This window comes from Phycicoccus elongatus Lp2 (assembly GCF_000367525.1).
Taxonomy (GTDB): Bacteria; Actinomycetota; Actinomycetes; order Actinomycetales; family Dermatophilaceae; genus Phycicoccus_A; species Phycicoccus_A elongatus.
Map to the genome: position 1 here is coordinate 979,613 of NZ_HF570956.1, position 20,062 is coordinate 999,674.

Here is a 20,062-nt window from a genome sequence, read left to right on the forward strand (position 1 = left end):
ACAGCAACGGATCCCTGCGCCGACGGAGCCCACCATGCGTCGCCTCGACGACCAGGGACGCCCGGCCACGACGATGCCCCCGCCACGACCGCCCCAGGCGTCCCGGCCGCTGACGGCCGAGCAGCCGACGCCCCCGCGCCCACCGCGTCGTCGCAGACCGCTGCGTTGGGCCGTGCTCGCCCTCGTCGTCGTGCTGGCCTACCTCCTGGGCGTGCCCCTGCACGCCTACTCCGAGGTGACACGCGTCAACGCTGCACCGGCCGGCGATCGGCCGGCGCCGGGCAAGGGCTCGAACTACCTGCTTCTGGGCTCGGACTCACGCGAAGGGCTCACCGCCGAGCAGCTCGACGAGATGGCCACCGAACAGGTCGAGGGCAATCGGACCGACACCGTCATGGTGTTGCACCACAGTGACAGCGGCCCCTCGTCCTTGGTCTCGATCCCGCGCGACTCCTACGTGCCCATTCCGGGTCATGGCACCCAGAAGATCAACGCCGCCTTCGCGATCGGTGGGCCGCAGTTGATGGCGGCCACAGTGGAGCAGGCGACCGGCCTTCGGCTCGATGGCTATCTCGAGATCGGCTTCGGCGGCTTCGCGGGGGTCGTCGACGCACTCGGCGGCGTGAACATCTGTGTGGCGCAACCGATGGACGACCCGATGGCCGGGATCAACCTCCAACCCGGCTGTCAGGTGCTGAGTGGGCCGACCGCCCTGGGCTATGTGCGGGCCAGGCACTCCGACCCGCGCGGCGACATCGGCCGGGCGGAGCGTCAGCGACAGTTCCTCTCAGCGGTCGTCAAGGCGATCGCGACTCCGTCGACCGTCCTCAACCCGGTGACGTACTGGAAGGTCACGCATGCCGGCGCCGCCGGAGTGCGTCTGGGAGAGGACACCTCACTGAGCGAGACCGTCACGATGCTGTCGACGATGCGCTCGGTCAGTTCAGGGGACGGCAACTCGCTCGTCGTGCCACTGAAGACGACCGCTCTGCAGACCAAGAACGCCGGGGTCGCCGTGCAGTGGGACAAGGAGCGCGCACTCGCGCTGTTCGAGGCACTCCAACGTGACGATCCGTTGACCGCTCCGCCGGCGGGCACGGACGGGGTCCCCTCCGGCTGAAGAACCCGCACCGAAGTTGTGGGCCGGCTCTCCGGTGCTCAGACACGGCAGAACCGGCACCCAAGGCCGGCGTCGGCCTCAGCCTTTGAGCAACTGGCGCGCCATCACGATCCGCTGGATCTGGTTCGTGCCCTCGTAGATCTGGGTGATCTTGGCGTCGCGCATCATCCGCTCGAGCGGGAAGTCACGGGTGTAGCCCGCGCCACCGAGCAATTGCACGGCATCAGTGGTCACCCTCATCGCCACATCAGAGGCGTAACACTTGGCGGCCGCGCCGAAGAAGGACAGGTCAGCATCGTTGCGCTCGGACTTGGCCGCCGCGACGTAGACCATCTGGCGCGCAGCCTCGAGCTCCATCGCCATGTCGGCGAGCATGAACTGGATGCCCTGGAAGTCGGCGATGTGCTTGCCGAACTGCTTGCGTTCCTTGACGTAGGCCAAGGCATGGTCGAGGGCACCCTGGGCGATGCCGACGGCCTGCGCGCCGATCGTCACGCGCGTGTGGTCGAGGGTCCGCAGGGCGATCTTGAGCCCCTCACCGGGGTCGCCCACCATGCGATCGGCGGGGATGCGGCAATTGTCGAAGTGCAGCTCGCGCGTGGGACTGCCCTTGATCCCGAGTTTGCGCTCCTTCTCGCCGAAGGTGAAGCCCTCGTCGGACTTCTCGACCACGAAGGCGGTCACATTGTTGCCGCGCGGGCCGTCGGGATCGGTGACGGCCAGGACCGTGTAGTACTGCGAGACACCGGCATTGGTGATCCACGACTTCTGGCCGTTGAGGACGAAGTGGTCACCGTCCGCCTTCGCCCGACACTTCATGCCCGCGGTGTCCGAGCCGGCCTCACGTTCGGACAGCCCGTAGGAGAATCCGGCTTCTCCACGTGCCAGCGGCGGGAGGTACGTCGCCTTGATCGCTTCGGATCCGCCCAGGATCACCGGCATCGAACCGAGCTTGTTGACGGCCGGGATGAGGGAGGCGCTGGCGTCGGCGCGGGCGACCTCCTCGATGACGATGCAGGTGGCGAGCGCATCGGCGCCCACCCCGTCGTACTCCTCCGGCACGTGTGGAGCGAAGAAGTCGCTGGCCACCAAGGCGTCGTGCGCCTCCTGGGGGTAGCGGGCCTCCTCGTCGACCGCCGCGGCATACGGGGCGATCTTGTCCTTGACCACCTCCTGCACCGCCGCGCGTAGTTCCTCGTGGAACTCGCTGGTCCGAAACAGGTCGAAGTCGTTCGCGCCGCTCACGCCGCCAAGGTTACCTGCGCGTATGCCGCGTGCTCACCGGCCGTGGGGAGCGCCACGCCCGCTCGACGCCAATTTCCCGGAACAGATCTCGCAGCGGGACACACGTATACGTGTGTCCCGCTGCGACATCTGTTCTCCCGCCGAACTCAACTCGCACCAGACCACATCCATACGTGTGTCCCGCTGCGACATCTGTCCGGACGTCACGCGAGTTCCGGGATGACCTCTCGCTCGAAGGCCTCGACGCCCGAGGTGTCATAGGCCGCCTCGGCGAAGTTGGCGATGGCGTAGCCCAGCCCTGCCGTGCCGAGGGCGGTGAGACGCTCGAGGAGTTGCTCGGGCGTGCCGCAGCCCGGCGACGTTGCGTAGTGACGCATCCGCGCCTCGACCTTGTCCTGCGGCACACCGCCTCGCTCGAGGCGCGGTCGCGGATGCCGGCGAGCCGATCGTCGATCTCGCCTTGGCTGTGGCCGATGACGACATCGAGGTTGGTCGAACGCGTGATCTCGGCGTCGTCCCGCCCGACGGCGGCGCAGTGACCCCTGAGGAGCTCGTCCTTGTGCACGAAGTCCGGCAACGACCCACCGGCGAAGTTCGTGTAGTCGGCATACCGTGCGGCTATGCGGAGGGTGACCTTCTCGCCCCCACCGGCGATCCACAGGGGAATGCCGTTCGCCGGGCTGCCCTCGATGCTGCTGCCCTGCAAGGGCAGCGGGAAGTTCAGCGCCCCAGCGACCTGGTAGTGGGTCCCGTCGAGCGTTCCGGAGCCGGTCGTCCACATCTGGCGCATGATCTCCACGCCCTCGCGCAGTCGGCCGAGTCGCTCCTTCGGCGGCGGGAACCCGTAGCCGTAGGCCCGCCATTCGTGCTCGTACCACCCGGCGCCGATGCCCATCTCGACCCGTCCCCCGGACACGATGTCGACGGTCGTGGCCACTTTGGCCAGATAGGCCGGAGGCCGATACGCCATGCACGTGCACATCTGGCCGAGTCGGATCCGGGAGGTGATGCCGGCATAGGCCGCCATGAGCGACCACGCCTCATGGGTCGCCTCCTGCGTGGGATGCAGGAGCGTGTGGAAGTGGTCATAGACCCACAACGAGGCCCACTGATCGTTCTCGTCGGCCCGACGAGCAAGCCCCGCCATGACGCCCCACTGTTGGGCAGGCTCGATGCCGACCAGATCGTGGCGCCAGCCCTGGGGAATGAAGAGTCCGAATCGCATTCCCCCATCCTGCCGCCTCCACGGCCGGCCGGGTGGGTTGCTTCCCACGCGAACCGCCCGGTCACGGTCACCTCCGACAACTACAGTGCAGCCATGCCTCCGCACGTCACGGTCGTCGGCACGTCCTACGTCGGCCTGTCCCTGGCTGTCCTGCTCAGCGAGGTCGCGGACGTCACCGCCTACGACATCGACGAGAGTCGGCTCGAATTCCTCGGGCGCGGCCAGAGCCCCATCGACGATCCCGACATCGAGGCCCGGCTTGCCGCCGGCCCGCTCGACATGAGACTGACCAGTGACCGGGCCACTGCCTACGAGGGTGCGGACTTCGTCGTCGTCGCCACCCCGACCGACTACGACCCGGCGACGAACTATTTCAACACCACCTCGGTCGAGCAGGTCGTCGGCGATGTCATCACGATGGCCCCCACGGCGACGGCCGTCATCAAGTCCACCATTCCGGTCGGCTTCACGCGGCGACTCCGGGCGCAACTGGGCACCGATCGGGTGATCTTCTCCCCCGAGTTCCTGCGTGAAGGGCGCGCCCTCCACGACAATCTCCACCCGTCCCGGATCGTCGTCGGGGACGAAGGGCCCGAGGGGCGCGCGTTCGCCGACCTGCTCGCGAGCGCTGCCCTGGACCACGATGTGCCGATCCTGCTGACCGGCAGCACCGAAGCCGAGGCGATCAAGCTGTTCGCCAACACCTACCTGGCCATGCGCGTCGCCTTCTTCAACGAACTCGACACGTATGCCGCGACGCACCTCCTCGACACCCGGCAGATCATCGAGGGGGTGGGTCTGGACCCTCGCATCGGTCTGCACTACAACAACCCGTCCTTCGGCTACGGCGGCTACTGCCTTCCCAAGGACACCAAGCAACTCCTGGCCAACTACGCGGACGTGCCCCAGACCCTCATCTCGGCGATCGTCGAGGCCAACACCACCCGCAAGGACTTCGTCGCCGCCGACATCGTCGCGCGCAAACCACGCACTGTCGGCATCCACCGCCTGGTCATGAAGGCCGGCTCGGACAACTTCCGTAGCAGCAGTGTCCAGGGGATCATGAAGCGCCTGAAGGCCAAGGGCATCGAGGTGCTGGTCCACGAGCCCGAACTGCGCGCCGACAGCTACTTCGGCTCCCGTGTCGTGCGCGATCTGCAGGAACTCAAGGACTCGTGCGACCTCATCGTCGCCAACCGCATGTCACCGGAACTCACCGACGTCGCCGAAAAGGTCTACACGCGGGATATCTTCGGTCATGACTGACCGGACATGATGGGGTCATGAGTGTCACACCCGTGGGTCACCAGAACGACCCCGTCATCATCCGCGAACTCCTCATGGACCCCGGCGTCTGGATCATGGTCGGTCTCTCGACCAACTCCGATCGGCCTGCTCACTCGATCGCGCGTTGGCTCACCCACGAGCAGGGCCGCACGGTCATCCCCGTGCACCCCAAGGCCGAGAGTGTTTTCGGGGAGACGGGCTACGCGACGCTCGCTGACGTGCCGGACCAGGACATCAAGGTCGTCGACTGCTTCGTCAGCAGTGAGCATGTCGGGGCCGTCGTCGACGACGTGATCGCCCACAAGGACCGCCTGCTCATCGATGCCGTGTGGCTGCAGAAAGGTGTCGTCGACGAGGCGGCCGCCGCCCGGGCTGCCGAAGCAGGCCTCGAGGTCGTCATGGACACGTGCCCAAAGATCGAGCGGCGTCGGATGATCGGCGAAGGACAGGTCCGCTGATCCCCTGACCGGGACGGTGTCGGCGGCTCAGGTCAGGAGGTCCTTCAAGGACGGGGCCAGGGCACGGAAGGCGCGGCCCCGATGCGAGATCGCATTCTTCTCCACGTCGGTGTACTCCGCCAGGGTGCGGACCGGTCCGGACTCCTGCTCAGCGGGAACGAAGATCGGGTCGTAGCCAAAACCGTTCTGACCACGCGCGATTCGCTCGAGGTGGCCGGAGACGCGACCCTCGGCCGCGGCATACCGGCCATCGGGGAGCGCCACGACGGCGGCGCACACGAAGGCAGCCCCACGGTGCTCGTCGGGCACGTCGGCGACCTGCTCGAGCAGGAGCGTGAGGTTCGCCCGATCCTTGTCGGCGCGGGCCGCGTCGGCACCGGCGCGCGTCCCGGACCAGCGCGCCGAGAAGACGCCGGGGCATCCACCGAGCACCTCGACAGCGAGGCCGGAATCGTCGGCGATGGCCGGCATGCCGGTCGCGGCCGCGACGGCGCGCGCCTTGAGCAGTGAGTTCCCCTCGAAGGTCACCTCGGTCTCGGGCACATCGGCGACGTCGGGGTATGCCGTCACCGGCACGATCTCGAGGTCGAGCTCGCTGACGAGGTCACCGAGGATCTGCTCGAGTTCGTGGACCTTGTGCTCGTTGCGGGTCGCGAGCACGACGCGGCGCGTCACCGGACGCGCTCGCGGGCCGGTGCGGTCAGGGCCTCCTGCTGGAGCGCGGACAGTTGGGCGCAGGCGGCCGTCGCGAGCCCCAACAGACTGTCCAGGACACCGCGGTCGAAGGCTGCGCCGGCGCCTTCAGCGGTCCCCTGGACCTCGATGAACTCCCCCGAGCCGGTCATGACGACGTTCATGTCCGTGTCGGCCGTCGAGTCCTCCGGGTAGTCGAGGTCGGCGACTGGGACACCGCCCACGACGCCGACAGAGACCGCGGCAACGGAGTCGACGAGCGGACTGGCGTCCTTGCCGATCAGGCCCTTGGCCCGTGCATCCTCGAGGGCGTCGACGAGGGCCACATAGGCACCGGTGATGGAGGCGGTCCGGGTCCCACCGTCTGCCTGGAGCACATCGCAGTCGATGACAATGGTGTTCTCCCCCAACGCTTTCGTGTCGATGATGGCGCGCAAGGAGCGACCGATGAGTCGGGAGATCTCATGGGTGCGTCCACCGACGCGCCCCTTGCGCGACTCCCGGTCGGAGCGGGTGTTCGTCGAGCGCGGCAGCATCTCGTACTCCGAGGTGACCCAGCCCGTGCCCTTGCCCTTGAGCCAGCGCGGCACACCCTCGGTGAAGGAGGCAGCGCACAGCACGCGGGTGCGACCGAACTCGACGAGGACGCTGCCCTCGGCGTGGTCGAGCCAGTTGCGGGTGATCCGGATGTCGCGGAGTTGGTCGGGGGCGCGGCCGTCGTGGCGTGGGGCGTCGGTCATGCGCCCAAGGCTAGTTGGCGCGTCGTTCCCGCAGGGCCGCACCCTTGGCCCGGGCCTGATCGCCCAGGTCACCGCGGAAGGCGTCCATCGCCACGCGGATCCGGGCCGCCTCCCCGTCGGCGCCGCTGCCCAGGATGCGGGCTGCGAGCAGGCCGGCGTTGCGCGCCCCCCCGATCGAGACAGTTGCCACCGGCACCCCGGCCGGCATCTGCACGATCGACAGCAGGGAGTCCATGCCGTCCAGGTACGTGAGCGGCACGGGCACACCGATGACCGGCAGCGATGTCACCGACGCGAGCATGCCGGGCAGGTGGGCCGCACCGCCGGCCCCCGCGATGAGGACCTGCAACCCACGATTTGCGGCCCCACGCCCGTAGGCGATCATCTCTTCCGGCATCCGGTGCGCCGAGACGACATCGACCTCGTGGTCGATCCCGAACTCGGTCAGGGCGATCGACGCGGCCTCCATGACCGGCCAGTCACTGTCGCTGCCCATCACGATGCCGACGACGGGGCCACTCGCCTGAGTCATTCCCTGACCTTCCCTTGGATGTATGCCGCAGCATGGCCCGCGCGTTCGCGCAGGCTCGCGAGGTCGTCGCCGCTGACATTGACGTGGCCGATCTTGCGACCGGGCCGGACGCCCTTGCCATAGAGGTGCACCTTGGCGCCCGGGTCACGGGCCATGACGTGCCGATAACTCGAGTAGAGCTCCTCATCCTCACCCCCGAGCACATTGGCCATGACGGTCCAGCGCTCGTGCGGCGACGGATCCCCCAGCGGCAGGTCGAGCACGGCCCGCAGGTGTTGCTCGAACTGACCCGTGACCGCGCCGTCCATCGACCAGTGCCCGGAGTTGTGCGGACGCATGGCCAACTCATTGACGACGACGCGGCCATCGGCCAACTCGAAGAGCTCGACGGCAAGCACCCCGGTCACGTCGAGGGCACCAGCGATCCGGAGTGCGATGTGTGTCGCCGCGGCAGCCTCGCCGCCGGTGAGGGCGGGCGCCGGCGCCAGCACCTCGGTGCAGATCCCGTCGGTCTGCACGGTCTCCACGATCGGCCACGCCGCAGCCTGGCCGGAGGGGCTGCGGGCCACGAGGGCCGCGAGTTCGCGCACGAAGGGCACGCGCTCCTCGAGCAGCAGCCCGGTCTCGGCCGTCCCCTCGTGGGCCAGCCACTGCGTGAGGTCCCCGGCACTCCCCGCGACGAGCACGCCCTTGCCGTCATAACCCCCGCGCGGCGTCTTGGCGATGATCGGCCAGCCGACCTCGGCACCGAAGGCCTCCACCTCGGCCGGAGTGCGTGCCACGGCCCACGCCGGGCACGGCACGTCGAGTGCGGTCAGCCGCTCGCGCATCGCGATCTTGTCCTGCGCAAAGACCAGCGCCTCGGGGCGGGGATGGACGGGGACACCTGTTGCCACCAAGGCGGCCAGGATGTCGGCGGGGACGTGTTCGTGGTCGAAGGTCACGACATCGCAGTGCTCGGCGAGGGCGAGGACGGCCTCCAGGTCGGTGTGCTGGCCCACCGGCGCCGAGGGGATCACCAGGGCCGCGGAGGCGTCCGCAGCCTCCGCGAGGACGCTGAGGGTCAGTCCCAGTTCAGCGGCCGGGCCCGCGCACATACGGGCCAGTTGCCCACCGCCGATGATGCCGACGACAGGGAATCCGCCGGGGCTGCGAACGGGCTTCGACACGGAACCGAGCGTAGTGCCCGGCGCGGTTACGCTTCGTCCGTGCCCCCCGCCGGTGCCCCTCGGGGCCTCCTCGACCGCCTCCGCGGCGCGATCGACCTCTTGTATCGCGAGATGCTCAAGTTCGGCGTCGTCGGTGCGGTGGCCTTCGTCGTCGACATGGGCACCTTCAACCTGCTCCGCCATGGGCTCTTCGCCCACAAGCCGACCACCGCGACGGTCATCTCGGCCCTGGTCGCGACCGTCGTCGCCTGGGTGGGCAACCGGGCCTGGACGTTCCGGCACCGACGCAATCGGCCCGCTCATCACGAGGCCCTGCTCTTCGCCGGCACCAACGGTGCCGCGATGCTGGTCCAGATGGGAGTCGTCGGTTTCAGCCACTATGTGCTGGCCCTGCAGACCCTGACCGCGGACAACATCGCCAAGTTCCTCGGCATCGCCCTGGGCACCCTGCTGCGGTTCTGGGCCTACCGACGTTTCGTCTTCGCCGGGGAACCCATCGACGCGCGGAGCACCCCGTCGGTCGACGATCCGGAACCCACGGTCGACGACCGCCGCTGACGGCGATCAGGGCTGCGGCAGTCAGTCCGCCGCACCCGAGAGGAAGAGCGCAAACTCCGCGCCGCTGGCCGACACGAGTTCGAGCCGGCCCCCCTGGGCGGAGGCGAGGTCGCGCGCGAGCCCGAGGCCCAGGCCACTGCCCCGGCTCGACACCGAGCGCTCGAAGATGTGTGGCGCCAGCGCCGGGTCGATGCCTGCACCTTCGTCGCGCACCTCGACGATCACGCTCGGCCCGGATCGTCGGGCCTCCACGGTCACCGTCCCCGCCCCGTGAGCCAAGGAGTTCTCCAGCAACGTGGAGAAGATCTGTGACAACGGACCCGGCGCCCCGAGCACCCGGAGCCCACGCGCACCGGTGATGTGGATCGCCCGTCGCCGCACGGCATACGTCGGCTGCCACTCGCGTTGGAGAGCCGCCAGGACCGAGTCGAGGGACACGCTCGGCGGGCGATCGGCACCCGACCGGGATCGGGCGAGGAGGTCGTCGACGACGCTGCTCAGCCGCTCGACCTGGGCGATGGCGATGTGTGACTCCTCGGCGACGACGTCGAGGTTCTCCGTCGACGAGATCTCCTCGAGGCGCATCAGCAGCGCCGTCAGCGGAGTCCGCAGTTGATGGGAGGCATCGGCCGCGAAGGTCCGCTCGGCGGCGAGCCGCTTGGAGGCCAGCGCAGTGCCGCGGCTGAGAGCAGCGGTGAGCTCGTCGATCTCCGGTATGCCGGTTGGCGGGGACTCGCGGTGGTGGACCCCCTCGTCGATCCGGTCGGTCAAGTCCGCGAGACGACCGAGGGCCGGGACGATCCGCGCGGTGAGTCCTCGCACCTCGAGGAACCCGACGACCGTGGCGACCGCGGCCAGGGTGACGGTGAGGGCGGACAGGAAGGCGATCGCCGCCATGGGCGCGACCGTGATCGGTGAGCCCCCACGCAGGCCCCAGAGCCCGACGGCGAGCAGCAGGGGCGCGAAGACGCACAGGGCAGTGAGGCCGACGACCCGGCCGACGCTTCGGCGCAACTGCCGGAGCACAGGTCAACCCGATTGGTTGTCGAAGCGGAAGCCGACCCCACGCACGGTCGTGATCAGGCGTTGGTTGGCGACGTCATCACCGAGCTTTCGGCGCAGGACCGAGATGTGCATGTCGAGGGTCTTGGTGCTGCCGAACCACGAGGTGTCCCACACCTCACGCATCAGTTGCTCACGAGACACCACCCGACCCTCGTGCCGGGCCAGGACGCTGAGCAACTCGAACTCCTTGGCGGTCAGGCCGATCTCCTCGCCCTGCACGAAGACGCGGTGCCCGGCCGGGTCGATCCGGACCGGCGCGTCCTCCGAGGCGGTCGCCTCCCCGGGTCCGCGGCGCAACAGGGCGCGCGCACGCGCGAGCAGCTCAGCCAACCGGAAGGGCTTGGTCACGTAGTCGTCAGCCCCGGCGTCCAGCCCCACAACGGTGTCCACCTCGTCGGCCCGCGCGGTGAGGATGAGCACCGGGATCGTCAGCCCCTCGGCCCGGATGCGCCGACAGACGTCCAGTCCGTCGAGTTTCGGCAGACCCAGGTCGAGGACAACGAGATCCGGCGCCTGGCGGGCCGACTCGAGCGCGCGCTCGCCGTCCTCGACGACCTCGACCTCATAACCCTCTCGCCGCAACGCCCGGGCGAGCGGCTCGGAGATGGCCGAATCGTCCTCGGCGAGCAGGACCGTGGTCATGACTGGGGATCGTATCCGGCCCGGCTGGACCCGGCCTGCTCCTCGACCGAGGCACCGCGGCGGCCCGCGGCCGGTCGGTGCAGTTCCCCGGGGGTGACCAAGCCGATGCCGCGCAGGCTGCGACGCCGCTGGGGCCGGACGGTGAAGCCACTCACCGTGCCCAATCGGCGAGCGAGCTCGTCGTCGACGAAGACCCGGCCGGAGGGCGTGACGGCCGTGAGGCGACTGGCTCGGTTGACGGTGACGCCGAAGACGTCGCCGAGACGGGAGACCACACTGCCCCAAGCCATGCCCACGCGCACCTCAGGCAGGACATCGTCCTCCGACATGGCCTCGACGAGGTCCAGGGCGATCGCGGCGGCCGCCGCCGGATCGGTGTGGATGAAGAGGACTTCGTCCCCCACGGTCTTGATGACGCGCCCTCCGTGAGTCGTGACAACATCGGAGGCGAGCCTCTCGAACCGTTGGACCAGCACCGCCAATTGCCGCTCGGACATCCGCCGCACCAGGGTCGTGAAGCTGACCAGGTCGGCGAAACCGATGACCCGGCCGGGCGCCGAGGGGGTTTCGTCGTTGCCGGCGTCGGCGAGCATCCGGGTGATGGCACTGGCCAGATGGCGACGCCACGCGTAGACCATGAGGGGCTCGATCTCGTCGGCGAGTTCGACGAGTCGGGTGCCGGCCCGTCGGGCGACATCGACGTTCTCGACTGCCCGCGCGTCGCGCTCGGCGAGGTCGGGGACCTGGTCGTGCCCCGTGACGTACTCCGCCATGAGTTGGGTCTGCCAGACCGCGAGCCGATCGGCCGTCCGGGCGAGCGCGCGCGTCATCGCCAGAGCGAGTTCCTCCTCGACGTCGAGGTCATGGGTCAACCGGGCCACTGCTTGCAGGGCCTCGCGGTCGGCCTCGGTGAACATCGCCTCCTCGTCCTCGACGATCTGGAAGCCCAGGGCGTGCCAGAAGCGTCGCGCGCTGCCCGGCGTGACCTCGACATCCTGCGAGATCTCGCTGCGCCGCATGGATGCCGGCCGGCCGAGCAGGGCGCGCTCGATGTCGTCCGCGTCCATGAGCGGGGTGGCGTCAGGAAGGTCCTGCTCCATCACACCTCCGCACATGGATGACATCACCGGCGCTGACGACGCGTCGTCCGTTGCCGCTGCTCACCACCAGTCTGCCCTCGTCGTCGACCGCGATCGCGATCCCGTGCAGTCCGCGCTGAGGTTCCTCGACCCGCACCTGGGCCCCGATCGTCGCGCAGCGCGCACGGTATCGGTCGCGCACGGCCGCAGGATGTGAGTGCATCTCGGCGACGAGGGCAGCCAGTCTTTCGAGGTATGCCGCGAGCAACACTTCCCGGGTCACCTCACCCCCGGCGGCGCGCACCGACGTCGCCGTCTCGAGCGGCAGGTCCGCACGGGCCTGGGTGACATTGATGCCGACACCGACGACCACCCCGACCGGAGTCCATTCGCACAGGACGCCCGCGACCTTTCGGTCCCCGTCCCCGGGCAGGAGTACGTCATTGGGCCACTTGAGGGCGGCACCCACCCCTGAGGTTGCGGTGATCGCCTCGGCCACCGCGAGGCCGGCGACCAGCGGGACCCAGCCCACCGGCATACCGTCGGGAGGGACGACCGCAGAGACGGCGAGGGCTTGTCCCGGTGTGGTGACCCACGAGCGCGCAAGCCGCCCACGGCCCGCGCTCTGGCGCTCGGCGACAAGGACGCGCCACGGTTGGGGGTCGGCGACGAGCACCGCGTTGGTGGAATCGACCTCGTCGCGCACCTCGATCGCGAGCCACGGGTCGCGCACGGGCAGCCGCGTGACATCGAGCACTCGGGGGTCCACGGCGTCGGGCACGGTCACAAGGCTAGGCTCGGCAGCATGACGAGCACTACCGGGTCCATCGGCGGAACGGACGTCCCCGCGGACATCGACACGACAACCACTGAGGGCAAGCTCAAGGACCTGAAGCGTCGGGTGGCCGAGGTCGCGCACGCCGGTTCCGAGCGGGCCGTGGAGAAGCAGCACGCGCGGGGCAAGAAGACAGCCCGCGAGCGGATCGAGTTACTCCTCGACGAGGGCTCGTTCGTCGAGATGGACAAGTACGCACGTCACCGCAGCGTCGCCTTCGGGCAGGACAAGAATCGTCCCTACGGCGATGGCGTCGTCACCGGTTATGGCACGGTCGACGGCCGGACCGTGGCGATCTTCGCGCAGGACTTCACCGTCTTCGGCGGGTCCCTGGGCGAGGTCTTCGGCGAGAAGATCTGCAAGGTCATGGACTTCGCCATGAAGATCGGCTGTCCGGTCGTCGGGCTCAACGACTCCGGTGGGGCGCGCATCCAGGAGGGCGTGGTCAGCCTCGGACTCTACGGTGAGATCTTCCGTCGCAATGTCCACGCGAGCGGCGTCATCCCGCAGATCTCACTCATCATGGGCCCGTGCGCCGGAGGCGCGGTCTACTCGCCCGCTGTCACCGACTTCACCGTCATGGTGGACCAGACCTCCCACATGTTCATCACCGGACCTGACGTCATCAAGACGGTCACCGGCGAGGACGTCGGCTTCGAGGAACTCGGAGGCGCCCGCACCCACAACACGAAATCCGGTGTGGCGCACTACATGGGCGCCGACGAAGACGATGCCATCGACTACGTCAAGGCGCTGCTGTCCTACCTGCCGAGCAACAACCTCGAGGACGCGCCGGTCTTCGGGGAGGAACTCGACCTCGACGTCAATGACGTCGACCGGACCCTCGACACGCTCATCCCGGACTCCCCCAACGTCCCCTACGACATGCACACCGTCATCGAGGCGGTGCTCGACGACGGCGAGTTCCTCGAGGTCCAGCCACTCTTCGCGCCCAACATGGTGGTGGGGTTCGGCCGGGTCGCGGGGCGCTCGGTCGGCATCGTCGCGAACAACCCGATGCAGTTTGCGGGCACCCTCGACATCGACGCCTCGGAGAAGGCCGCCCGCTTCGTGCGCACCTGCGACGCCTTCAACGTCCCCATCCTCACCTTCGTCGACGTCCCGGGCTTCCTGCCCGGCACCGACCAGGAGTGGGACGGCATCATCCGGCGGGGCGCCAAGCTCATCTACGCGTATGCCGAGGCCACGGTCCCCCTGGTCACGGTCATCACCCGCAAGGCCTACGGCGGCGCCTACGACGTGATGGGCTCCAAGCATCTGGGCGCCGACATCAACCTCGCCTGGCCGACCGCACAGATCGCGGTCATGGGTGCCCAGGGCGCGGTCAACATTCTCTATCGCAAGGAGTTGGCGGCCGCTGCCACCGAAGGACGCTCGGTCGACGAGGCCCGCGCCACCTTCATCAAGGAGTACGAGGACGCGCTGGCCAACCCCTATGTCGCCGCCGAGCGGGGCTACATCGACACGGTCATCACGCCGTCGAACACGCGGATGAACGTCTCGAAGGCGTTGCGGGCCCTTCGCACCAAGCGCGAGTCCCTGCCGCCCAAGAAGCACGGAAACATCCCCCTCTGATGGCCGCCCACGACCAGTCCGTCCCTCCCGGCCAGCTGGGTGGGCCCGCATTCACCATTCACGGCGACGCGACGCCGGAGGAGGTCGCGGCGCTGGTCGCCGTCCTCACGGCCGCCTCGGGGACGGGCGCGGACGGCATACCGGAGTCGGGCTCGGCGTGGGCCGACCACAGTCGAGGAGTGCGGTCGAACCCGACCCGCGGCCCCGGTGCCTGGCGCGCCTCCGGCCGACCGCGCTGACACGGTGCCGGAGTCGACCGGCTCGATGGTGTCGTCTGGGCAGACCCGATAGTGTTCTCTTGACGTCAAGATAAATCGCGGACCGACCCCGAGGAGTGCGTACCGCTCATGGCCAAGATCATCTACACCTTCACCGACGAGGCGCCGATGCTGGCGACCTACTCCTTCCTCCCGGTCATCGAGGCCTATGCCAAGGCCGCCGGAGTCGAGGTGGAGACGCGCGACATCTCGCTTGCCGGGCGCATCCTCGCCGCCTTCGCGGACCAGTTGCCCGAGGATCAGCAGAGCCCGGACGCGCTCGCTGAACTCGGAGAACTCGCGACCACTCCGGACGCCAACATCATCAAGCTCCCCAACATCTCGGCCTCCGTTCCCCAGCTGAAGGCGGCGATCAAGGAGTTGCGCGCCCAGGGCTTCGCTCTGCCGGACTACAGCGACGACCCGCAGACCGACGCCGCGAAGGACGCGAACGCGCGCTACGACAAGGTCAAGGGCAGCGCGGTGAATCCGGTTCTGCGCGAGGGCAACTCAGATCGCCGCGCTCCTGCTGCCGTCAAGAACTATGCCCGCAAGCACCCGCACTCGATGGGCGCGTGGAGCAGTGACTCCAAGACCAGTGTCGCGACCATGGGCCAGAACGACTTCCGCTCCAACGAGCAGTCGGTCATCATCCCCGCCGACGACACCCTGACGATTCGCCACCGCGCGACCGACGGCACCGTCACCGACCTCAAGTCCGGGCTCAAGGTCCTCGCGGGCGAGGTCGTCGACGGCACCTTCATCTCCGCCAAGGCCCTCGACGCCTTCCTCGTCGAGCAGGTTGCCCGCGCCAAGGCCGAGGACGTGCTCTTCTCGGTTCACCTCAAGGCCACGATGATGAAGGTCTCCGACCCGATCATCTTCGGCCACGTCGTGAGGGCCTACTTCGCCGATGTGTATGCCGCGCACGGCGAGGCGTTGCTCGCCGCCGGTCTCGACGGGAGCAACGGCCTGGCCGCGATCCTCGACGGGCTCGGGGCCCTGGAGAACGGCCAGGAGATCCGCGCGGCCTTCGAGCAGGCACTTGCCGACGGACCGCGCCTGGCGATGGTCAACTCCGACAAGGGAATCACCAACCTCCACGTCCCCAGCGACGTCATCGTCGACGCCTCGATGCCGGCCATGATCCGCACCTCCGGCCACATGTGGGGCCCCGACGGTCAGGAGGCCGACACCCTCGCGGTGATCCCCGACTCGTCCTATGCAGGGGTCTACCAGTCGGTGATCGACGACTGCCGCGCTCACGGCGCCTACGACCCGACGACCATGGGTTCGGTCCCCAATGTCGGCCTGATGGCGCAGAAGGCCGAGGAGTACGGCTCCCACGACAAGACCTTCGAGATGTCCGCGGACGGGACCGTCGAGGTCGTCAACGGTGCCGGTGAGGTCCTCATGAGCCACGAGGTCGAGGCCGGCGACATCTGGCGCGCCTGCCAGACCAAGGACGCCCCGATCCAGGACTGGGTCAAGCTCGCCGTGACGCGGGCCCGACTGTCCGACACCCCGGCGATCTTCTGGCTCGACGACACCCGGGCCCACGACCGCAACCTGATCGGGCTGGTCGAGAAGTATCTCCGGGACCACGACACCGACGGCCTCGACATCACGATCGCTGCTCCCGTGGACGCCGCCCGCACGAGCGTCGAGCGAATCCGCGAGGGCAAGGACACCATCTCGGTGACCGGCAACGTCCTGCGCGACTACAACACCGACCTCTTCCCGATCCTCGAGCTCGGCACGTCGGCCAAGATGCTCTCCGTTGTCCCGCTCATGAACGGAGGTGGCCTCTTCGAGACCGGCGCGGGCGGCTCGGCCCCCAAGCACGTGCAGCAACTCGTCGAAGAGAACTACCTGCGCTGGGACAGTTTGGGCGAGTTCCTCGCGCTGGCCGAGTCCCTCCGCCACGAGGCCAACAAGGGCAACGCGCGCGCCGGCATCCTCGCCGACACCCTGGACCGGGCGACCGGCACCCTGCTCGACGAGAACAAGTCCCCGGCCCGTCGCGTCGGCCAGATCGACAACCGCGGCAGCCACTTCTGGATCGCGAACTACTGGGCCCAAGAACTCGCAGCCCAGACCGAGGACGCGGACCTGGCGGCCGCCTTCACGGACGTCGCCAAGGCCTTGTCGGCGCAGGCGTCGGCCATCGACGCCGAGCTCATTGCCGTCCAGGGCCATCCGGTCGACATCGGTGGCTACTACCGCCCGGAGGCCAGCAAGGCGGCCGAGGTGATGCGGCCGTCCACGGCCTTCAACGAGATCCTGTCCGGAGTGGCCGGTTCCTGAAGCCGCGTCCCGATCCGGCGAAAGGACCGGTGTGAAGCGATTCGTCGCCCAGCGTCTCTCGGATCCCGACGGCATCGTCGACGACGTCGTCATGCACACCACCCTCGGGTTGCGTGGCATCGCCGACCGACTCGTCGTGGTGGCCGATGCCCCTCTTGACGAGGAGGACCTCGGCAGGCTGCGCGACGTCGCCGACGACGTCGTCGTCCTTCCCCGCACCGGGGGGCCGCGCCCGACCACGGTGTCGGCCCTCGCGGGCGAACCCCTCGAGGCCTACGACGAAGTGGTCATCGTCGACGGACGCGTCATCGGGCCGGTCTTCGACCTGGCGGAGACCTTCTCGAGGATGGAGGCCGAGCCGGTCGACTTCTGGGGCATGACCTCGCGTCGGTCCACGGACCCCGGTGTGGAGTCGACCCAACTGCAACCGTCCTTCATCGTGGCCCGGCGCTCCCTCACCTCCACACCGGATTGGGCCGCCTTCTGGGCCGGCCCGGAGGCCGCCTCGGGCAGTGGGCACGCCCCGGAGTCCTTGACTTCTGCCTTCGTTGCCCGCGGATTCACCTGGGCAGCCGCCTGGCCCGTGGAGAACTACCCGACCCCCAACCCCGCCTTCGACAGCGCCCACCTGCTCCTGCGGGACCGCTGCCCCGTGGTGGCTCTCGACCTGTTCACACACGAATCGTCCGAGCTCGAGCAGTCCGCAGTCCTCGGTCGTCGCGTCCTGACGGCACTCGAGGGCACTGCCTACCCGTTGCCTGCCCTCTGGAAGACGCTGTCGCGGCGCGCCGAGCCGCGTCATGTCTACACGAACCTGTCCCTGCTCGAGGTGCTCCCCGATCACGCCCCCGCCGCCGGGGCACCGACGGACCTGCGGATCGGCGTGCTGGCGCACGTCTACTACGACGACATGATCCCGTGGATGATGCAGCGCATCGGCAACATCCCGGTGCCCTACGCCCTGCATGTCACCACTGACACCGCGGCGAAGAAAGCGTCCATCGAGCGTCAGCTCGAGGACCATGACATCAGCACCGTCGATGTCCGGGTCGTCGCGAGCAACCGTGGCCGGGACACCAGCGCTCTGCTGATCGGGCAGCGCGACCTGTTGTTGTCGGACGCCTACGACGTGGTCTGCCGAGTGCATTCGAAGAAGTCGCCCCAGGACTCGGTCAACGTCAGCGGCCTCTTCCGGGACCATCTCTACGACAACCTGCTGCACTCCCCCGGCTACGTCGCCCAGGTGTTGCGGCTCTTCGCCGATCACCCCACGCTCGGGATGGCCTTCCCACCCGTGGTCAACATCGGCTACCCGACTCTGGGTCACGCGTGGTTCGCCAATCGCGCGCCCGCCGAGGACCTCGCGGCCACCTTGGGCATCGGAACCCGCTTCGATGCCACCACGCCGCTGGCGGCATACGGCTCGATGTTCTGGGCGCGACCCGAGTCCCTCCGCACCCTCGTCGAGCACCCGTGGCACTGGGACGACTTTCCGGGCGATGGCGGCTACCACGACGGCAGCCTCACCCATGTCCTCGAGCGGCTCCTGGCGTATGCCGCGCTCGACGCCGGCTATCACGTGCGGTCCGTCATCAACCAGGACTGGGCGTCGATCAACTACTCCTTCCTCGAATACAAGTTGGAGCGCGTGTCCTCGGTCCTGCCGGCAGGCACCCAGGAGCAGTTGCGCTACGTGCGAGAGGCGCTGGCGCCGGTGCCGGTCGGTGCACGGCAGGCGATCAAGGACAGCCTTTCTCATCGGTTCCCTCAGTTGGTCCGGCTGGCGGGCGCCGTCAGGCGGCGTCCCTGAGCCGATCCCTCGGCGCGACCCGGTGCGGGTCGAGGTGACCGCGCTGCTAGTGTCGGAATCGACCCAAAGATCACTGTCAACGAAGGGTTCGATCCTGTGAGCACCCCCGTCAAGGTCGCCGTCACCGGAGCTGCCGGTCAGATCGGCTACAGCCTCCTCTTCCGCATCGCGAGCGGTGCCCTGCTCGGGCCCGACACCCCGATCGAGCTCCGGCTCCTCGAGATCACCCCAGCCCTCAAGGCCCTCGAGGGCGTCGTCATGGAGCTGGACGACTGCGCTTTCCCGACCTTGGCCAATGTCGTCATCGGTGATGACCCGGAGCAGGTCTTCGACGGCGTGAACGCCGCGATGCTGGTCGGCGCCATGCCGCGCAAGGAGGGCATGGACCGCGCCGACCTGCTCGCCGCCAACGGCAGGATCTTCACCGGTCAGGGCGCCGCGCTCGGCAAGGTCGCCGCCGATGACGTCAAGATCCTCGTCACCGGCAACCCGGCCAACACCAATGCGCTCATCGCCAAGAGCAACGCCCCGGACATCCCCGCGGAGCGGTTCAATGCCCTCACCCGCCTCGACCACAACCGGGCCCTGTCGATGCTCGCCAAACACCTCGAGGTTGCGGTGACCGATGTCGAGGGCCTGGCCATCTGGGGCAACCACGACGACTCCATGTACCCCGACCTCTACAACACCCGGGTCAACGGGAAGGTCGCCGCCGACCTGGTCGACGAGGCGTGGATCACCGACACCTACATCCCGACCGTCGCGACCCGTGGCGGTGCCATCATCAAGGCGCGCGGCCTGTCGTCGGCCGCCTCGGCCGCGAACGCGACGATCGACCACATGCGCGACTGGATGCTCGGGACGGACGGCAAGGTCGTCTCCATGTCGGTGCCGTCGGACGGGTCCTACGGTGTCGAGGAGGGACTGATCTCGTCCTTCCCGTGCACCGTCGCCGACGGTCAGTACTCCATCGTGCAGGGGCTGGAGCTCAACGAGTTCTCCAAGGAGCGGATCGCCGCCTCCGTCGCGCGGCTCGCGTCCGAGCGCGACCAGGTGCGCGAGCTCGGCCTGATCGGCTGAGGTCACCCACTCCGGTCCGTATGCCGCGCGCCCACCCGGGCGCGCGGCATACCCATGTCGGGGGGCGGAGTCAGCGCAGGCTGGTGAGGTCGAGGTTGAAGCCGATCAGGGCCACGGCCACCGCGAGCAGGACGAGCATCGCGACGTCGATGGCGGTGCGGCGCACGACCAGGCCGCCGGCGCCCTCGACGGGGAGCACCACGCGCAGGACGGCGGCGCCGAGGAGGGTCAGGGCCAGGGTGCCGGTCGCGCGCCACATGTGGTCGGTCGCGACGAAGACCAGGGCCACCACCACGCCCGCGGCAAGGGCCCACCAAGCGGCCAGCCGCTTGGTGATGAGCGGCTTCCCGCTGGGCGGGAGCCG

Annotated in this window: 20 protein-coding genes; 9 read left to right on the forward strand and 11 right to left on the reverse strand. The window is 68.7% G+C overall.

Features of this window, described 5'->3' with window-relative positions; genetic code table 11:
* The first annotated feature begins 34 nt into the window (after positions 1-34).
* Complete coding sequence (locus BN10_RS04680; protein ID WP_233354260.1) at positions 35-1,120, forward strand: LCP family protein; 1,086 nt, start codon at positions 35-37, stop codon at positions 1,118-1,120.
* A gap of 78 nt (positions 1,121-1,198) precedes the next feature.
* Here the strand turns inward: BN10_RS04680 and BN10_RS04685 are convergent, their stop codons facing one another.
* Together BN10_RS04685 and BN10_RS04690 are read right to left on the reverse strand one after the other, a co-directional pair.
* Positions 1,199-2,365 (reverse strand): acyl-CoA dehydrogenase family protein, encoded by a 1,167-nt coding sequence (locus BN10_RS04685; RefSeq protein ID WP_010850019.1) that lies wholly within the window; start codon positions 2,363-2,365, stop codon positions 1,199-1,201.
* Between the two features lie 10 nt (positions 2,366-2,375).
* Entirely contained in the window at positions 2,376-3,590 is a 1,215-nt protein-coding gene (locus BN10_RS04690) for an LLM class F420-dependent oxidoreductase (protein WP_010850020.1), read from the reverse strand.
* 93 nt (positions 3,591-3,683) lie between these two features.
* Between BN10_RS04690 and BN10_RS04695 the strand changes: the two genes are divergently transcribed.
* Together BN10_RS04695 and BN10_RS04700 are read left to right on the forward strand one after the other, a co-directional pair.
* Complete coding sequence (locus BN10_RS04695) at positions 3,684-4,856, forward strand: nucleotide sugar dehydrogenase (protein ID WP_010850021.1); 1,173 nt, start codon at positions 3,684-3,686, stop codon at positions 4,854-4,856.
* 17 nt (positions 4,857-4,873) lie between these two features.
* Complete coding sequence (locus BN10_RS04700; RefSeq protein WP_010850022.1) at positions 4,874-5,335, forward strand: CoA-binding protein; 462 nt, start codon at positions 4,874-4,876, stop codon at positions 5,333-5,335.
* 27 nt (positions 5,336-5,362) lie between these two features.
* Here BN10_RS04700 and rdgB read toward each other — a convergent pair whose 3' ends face one another.
* The 4 genes from rdgB to BN10_RS04720 are packed head-to-tail and all read right to left on the reverse strand — an operon-like array spanning position 5,363 to position 8,469.
* Positions 5,363-6,010, reverse strand: coding sequence for an RdgB/HAM1 family non-canonical purine NTP pyrophosphatase (gene rdgB, locus BN10_RS04705; RefSeq protein ID WP_010850023.1), 648 nt, complete (start codon positions 6,008-6,010; stop codon positions 5,363-5,365).
* Positions 6,007-6,768: a ribonuclease PH gene (rph, locus tag BN10_RS04710; protein ID WP_010850024.1), complete on the reverse strand. Its 762-nt coding sequence runs from the start codon at positions 6,766-6,768 to the stop codon at positions 6,007-6,009. Before rph ends, rdgB begins: the two co-directional genes overlap by 4 nt.
* Before the next feature lie 10 nt (positions 6,769-6,778).
* The gene (purE, locus tag BN10_RS04715; protein WP_010850025.1) at positions 6,779-7,300 is read right to left on the reverse strand and encodes a 5-(carboxyamino)imidazole ribonucleotide mutase; all 522 of its coding nucleotides are present in this window, start codon (positions 7,298-7,300) and stop codon (positions 6,779-6,781) included.
* Positions 7,297-8,469, reverse strand: coding sequence for a 5-(carboxyamino)imidazole ribonucleotide synthase (locus BN10_RS04720; protein ID WP_010850026.1), 1,173 nt, complete (start codon positions 8,467-8,469; stop codon positions 7,297-7,299). Before BN10_RS04720 ends, purE begins: the two co-directional genes overlap by 4 nt.
* Before the next feature lie 39 nt (positions 8,470-8,508).
* Here BN10_RS04720 and BN10_RS04725 point away from each other — a divergent pair, with 39 nt between their 5' ends.
* On the forward strand, positions 8,509-9,027 hold the full coding sequence (locus BN10_RS04725) for a GtrA family protein (protein WP_010850027.1): 519 nt from the start codon (positions 8,509-8,511) through the stop codon (positions 9,025-9,027).
* 21 nt (positions 9,028-9,048) lie between these two features.
* On the opposite strand, the gene BN10_RS04730 is transcribed toward BN10_RS04725, so the two are convergent.
* The 4 genes from BN10_RS04730 to BN10_RS04745 are packed head-to-tail and all read right to left on the reverse strand — an operon-like array spanning position 9,049 to position 12,594.
* A complete protein-coding gene (locus tag BN10_RS04730; RefSeq protein WP_233354261.1) occupies positions 9,049-10,041 on the reverse strand; it encodes a sensor histidine kinase in 993 nt (330 codons plus the stop codon).
* Between the two features lie 15 nt (positions 10,042-10,056).
* Entirely contained in the window at positions 10,057-10,734 is a 678-nt protein-coding gene (locus BN10_RS04735) for a response regulator transcription factor (protein WP_010850029.1), read from the reverse strand.
* Positions 10,731-11,834: an adenylate/guanylate cyclase domain-containing protein gene (locus tag BN10_RS04740; protein WP_233354262.1), complete on the reverse strand. Its 1,104-nt coding sequence runs from the start codon at positions 11,832-11,834 to the stop codon at positions 10,731-10,733. The genes BN10_RS04735 and BN10_RS04740 overlap by 4 nt, the downstream gene beginning before the upstream one ends.
* Entirely contained in the window at positions 11,815-12,594 is a 780-nt protein-coding gene (locus BN10_RS04745; protein ID WP_233354263.1) for a biotin--[acetyl-CoA-carboxylase] ligase, read from the reverse strand. Before BN10_RS04745 ends, BN10_RS04740 begins: the two co-directional genes overlap by 20 nt.
* A gap of 24 nt (positions 12,595-12,618) precedes the next feature.
* Here BN10_RS04745 and BN10_RS04750 point away from each other — a divergent pair, with 24 nt between their 5' ends.
* From BN10_RS04750 to BN10_RS04770, 5 genes are all read left to right on the forward strand, one after another.
* The gene (locus BN10_RS04750; protein WP_010850032.1) at positions 12,619-14,244 is read left to right on the forward strand and encodes an acyl-CoA carboxylase subunit beta; all 1,626 of its coding nucleotides are present in this window, start codon (positions 12,619-12,621) and stop codon (positions 14,242-14,244) included.
* A complete protein-coding gene (locus tag BN10_RS04755) occupies positions 14,244-14,483 on the forward strand; it encodes an acyl-CoA carboxylase epsilon subunit (RefSeq protein ID WP_010850033.1) in 240 nt (79 codons plus the stop codon). Before BN10_RS04750 ends, BN10_RS04755 begins: the two co-directional genes overlap by 1 nt.
* Positions 14,484-14,591: 108 nt before the next feature.
* Complete coding sequence (locus BN10_RS04760) at positions 14,592-16,808, forward strand: NADP-dependent isocitrate dehydrogenase (protein WP_010850034.1); 2,217 nt, start codon at positions 14,592-14,594, stop codon at positions 16,806-16,808.
* A 31-nt stretch (positions 16,809-16,839) separates the two neighbouring features.
* Positions 16,840-18,618, forward strand: coding sequence for a rhamnan synthesis F family protein (locus BN10_RS04765; RefSeq protein WP_010850035.1), 1,779 nt, complete (start codon positions 16,840-16,842; stop codon positions 18,616-18,618).
* 96 nt (positions 18,619-18,714) lie between these two features.
* The gene (locus BN10_RS04770) at positions 18,715-19,698 is read left to right on the forward strand and encodes a malate dehydrogenase (RefSeq protein WP_010850037.1); all 984 of its coding nucleotides are present in this window, start codon (positions 18,715-18,717) and stop codon (positions 19,696-19,698) included.
* 70 nt (positions 19,699-19,768) lie between these two features.
* On the opposite strand, the gene BN10_RS15555 is transcribed toward BN10_RS04770, so the two are convergent.
* A partial coding sequence (locus BN10_RS15555) for a DUF3017 domain-containing protein (protein ID WP_051369618.1) occupies positions 19,769-20,062 on the reverse strand: 294 nt, incomplete at its 5' end.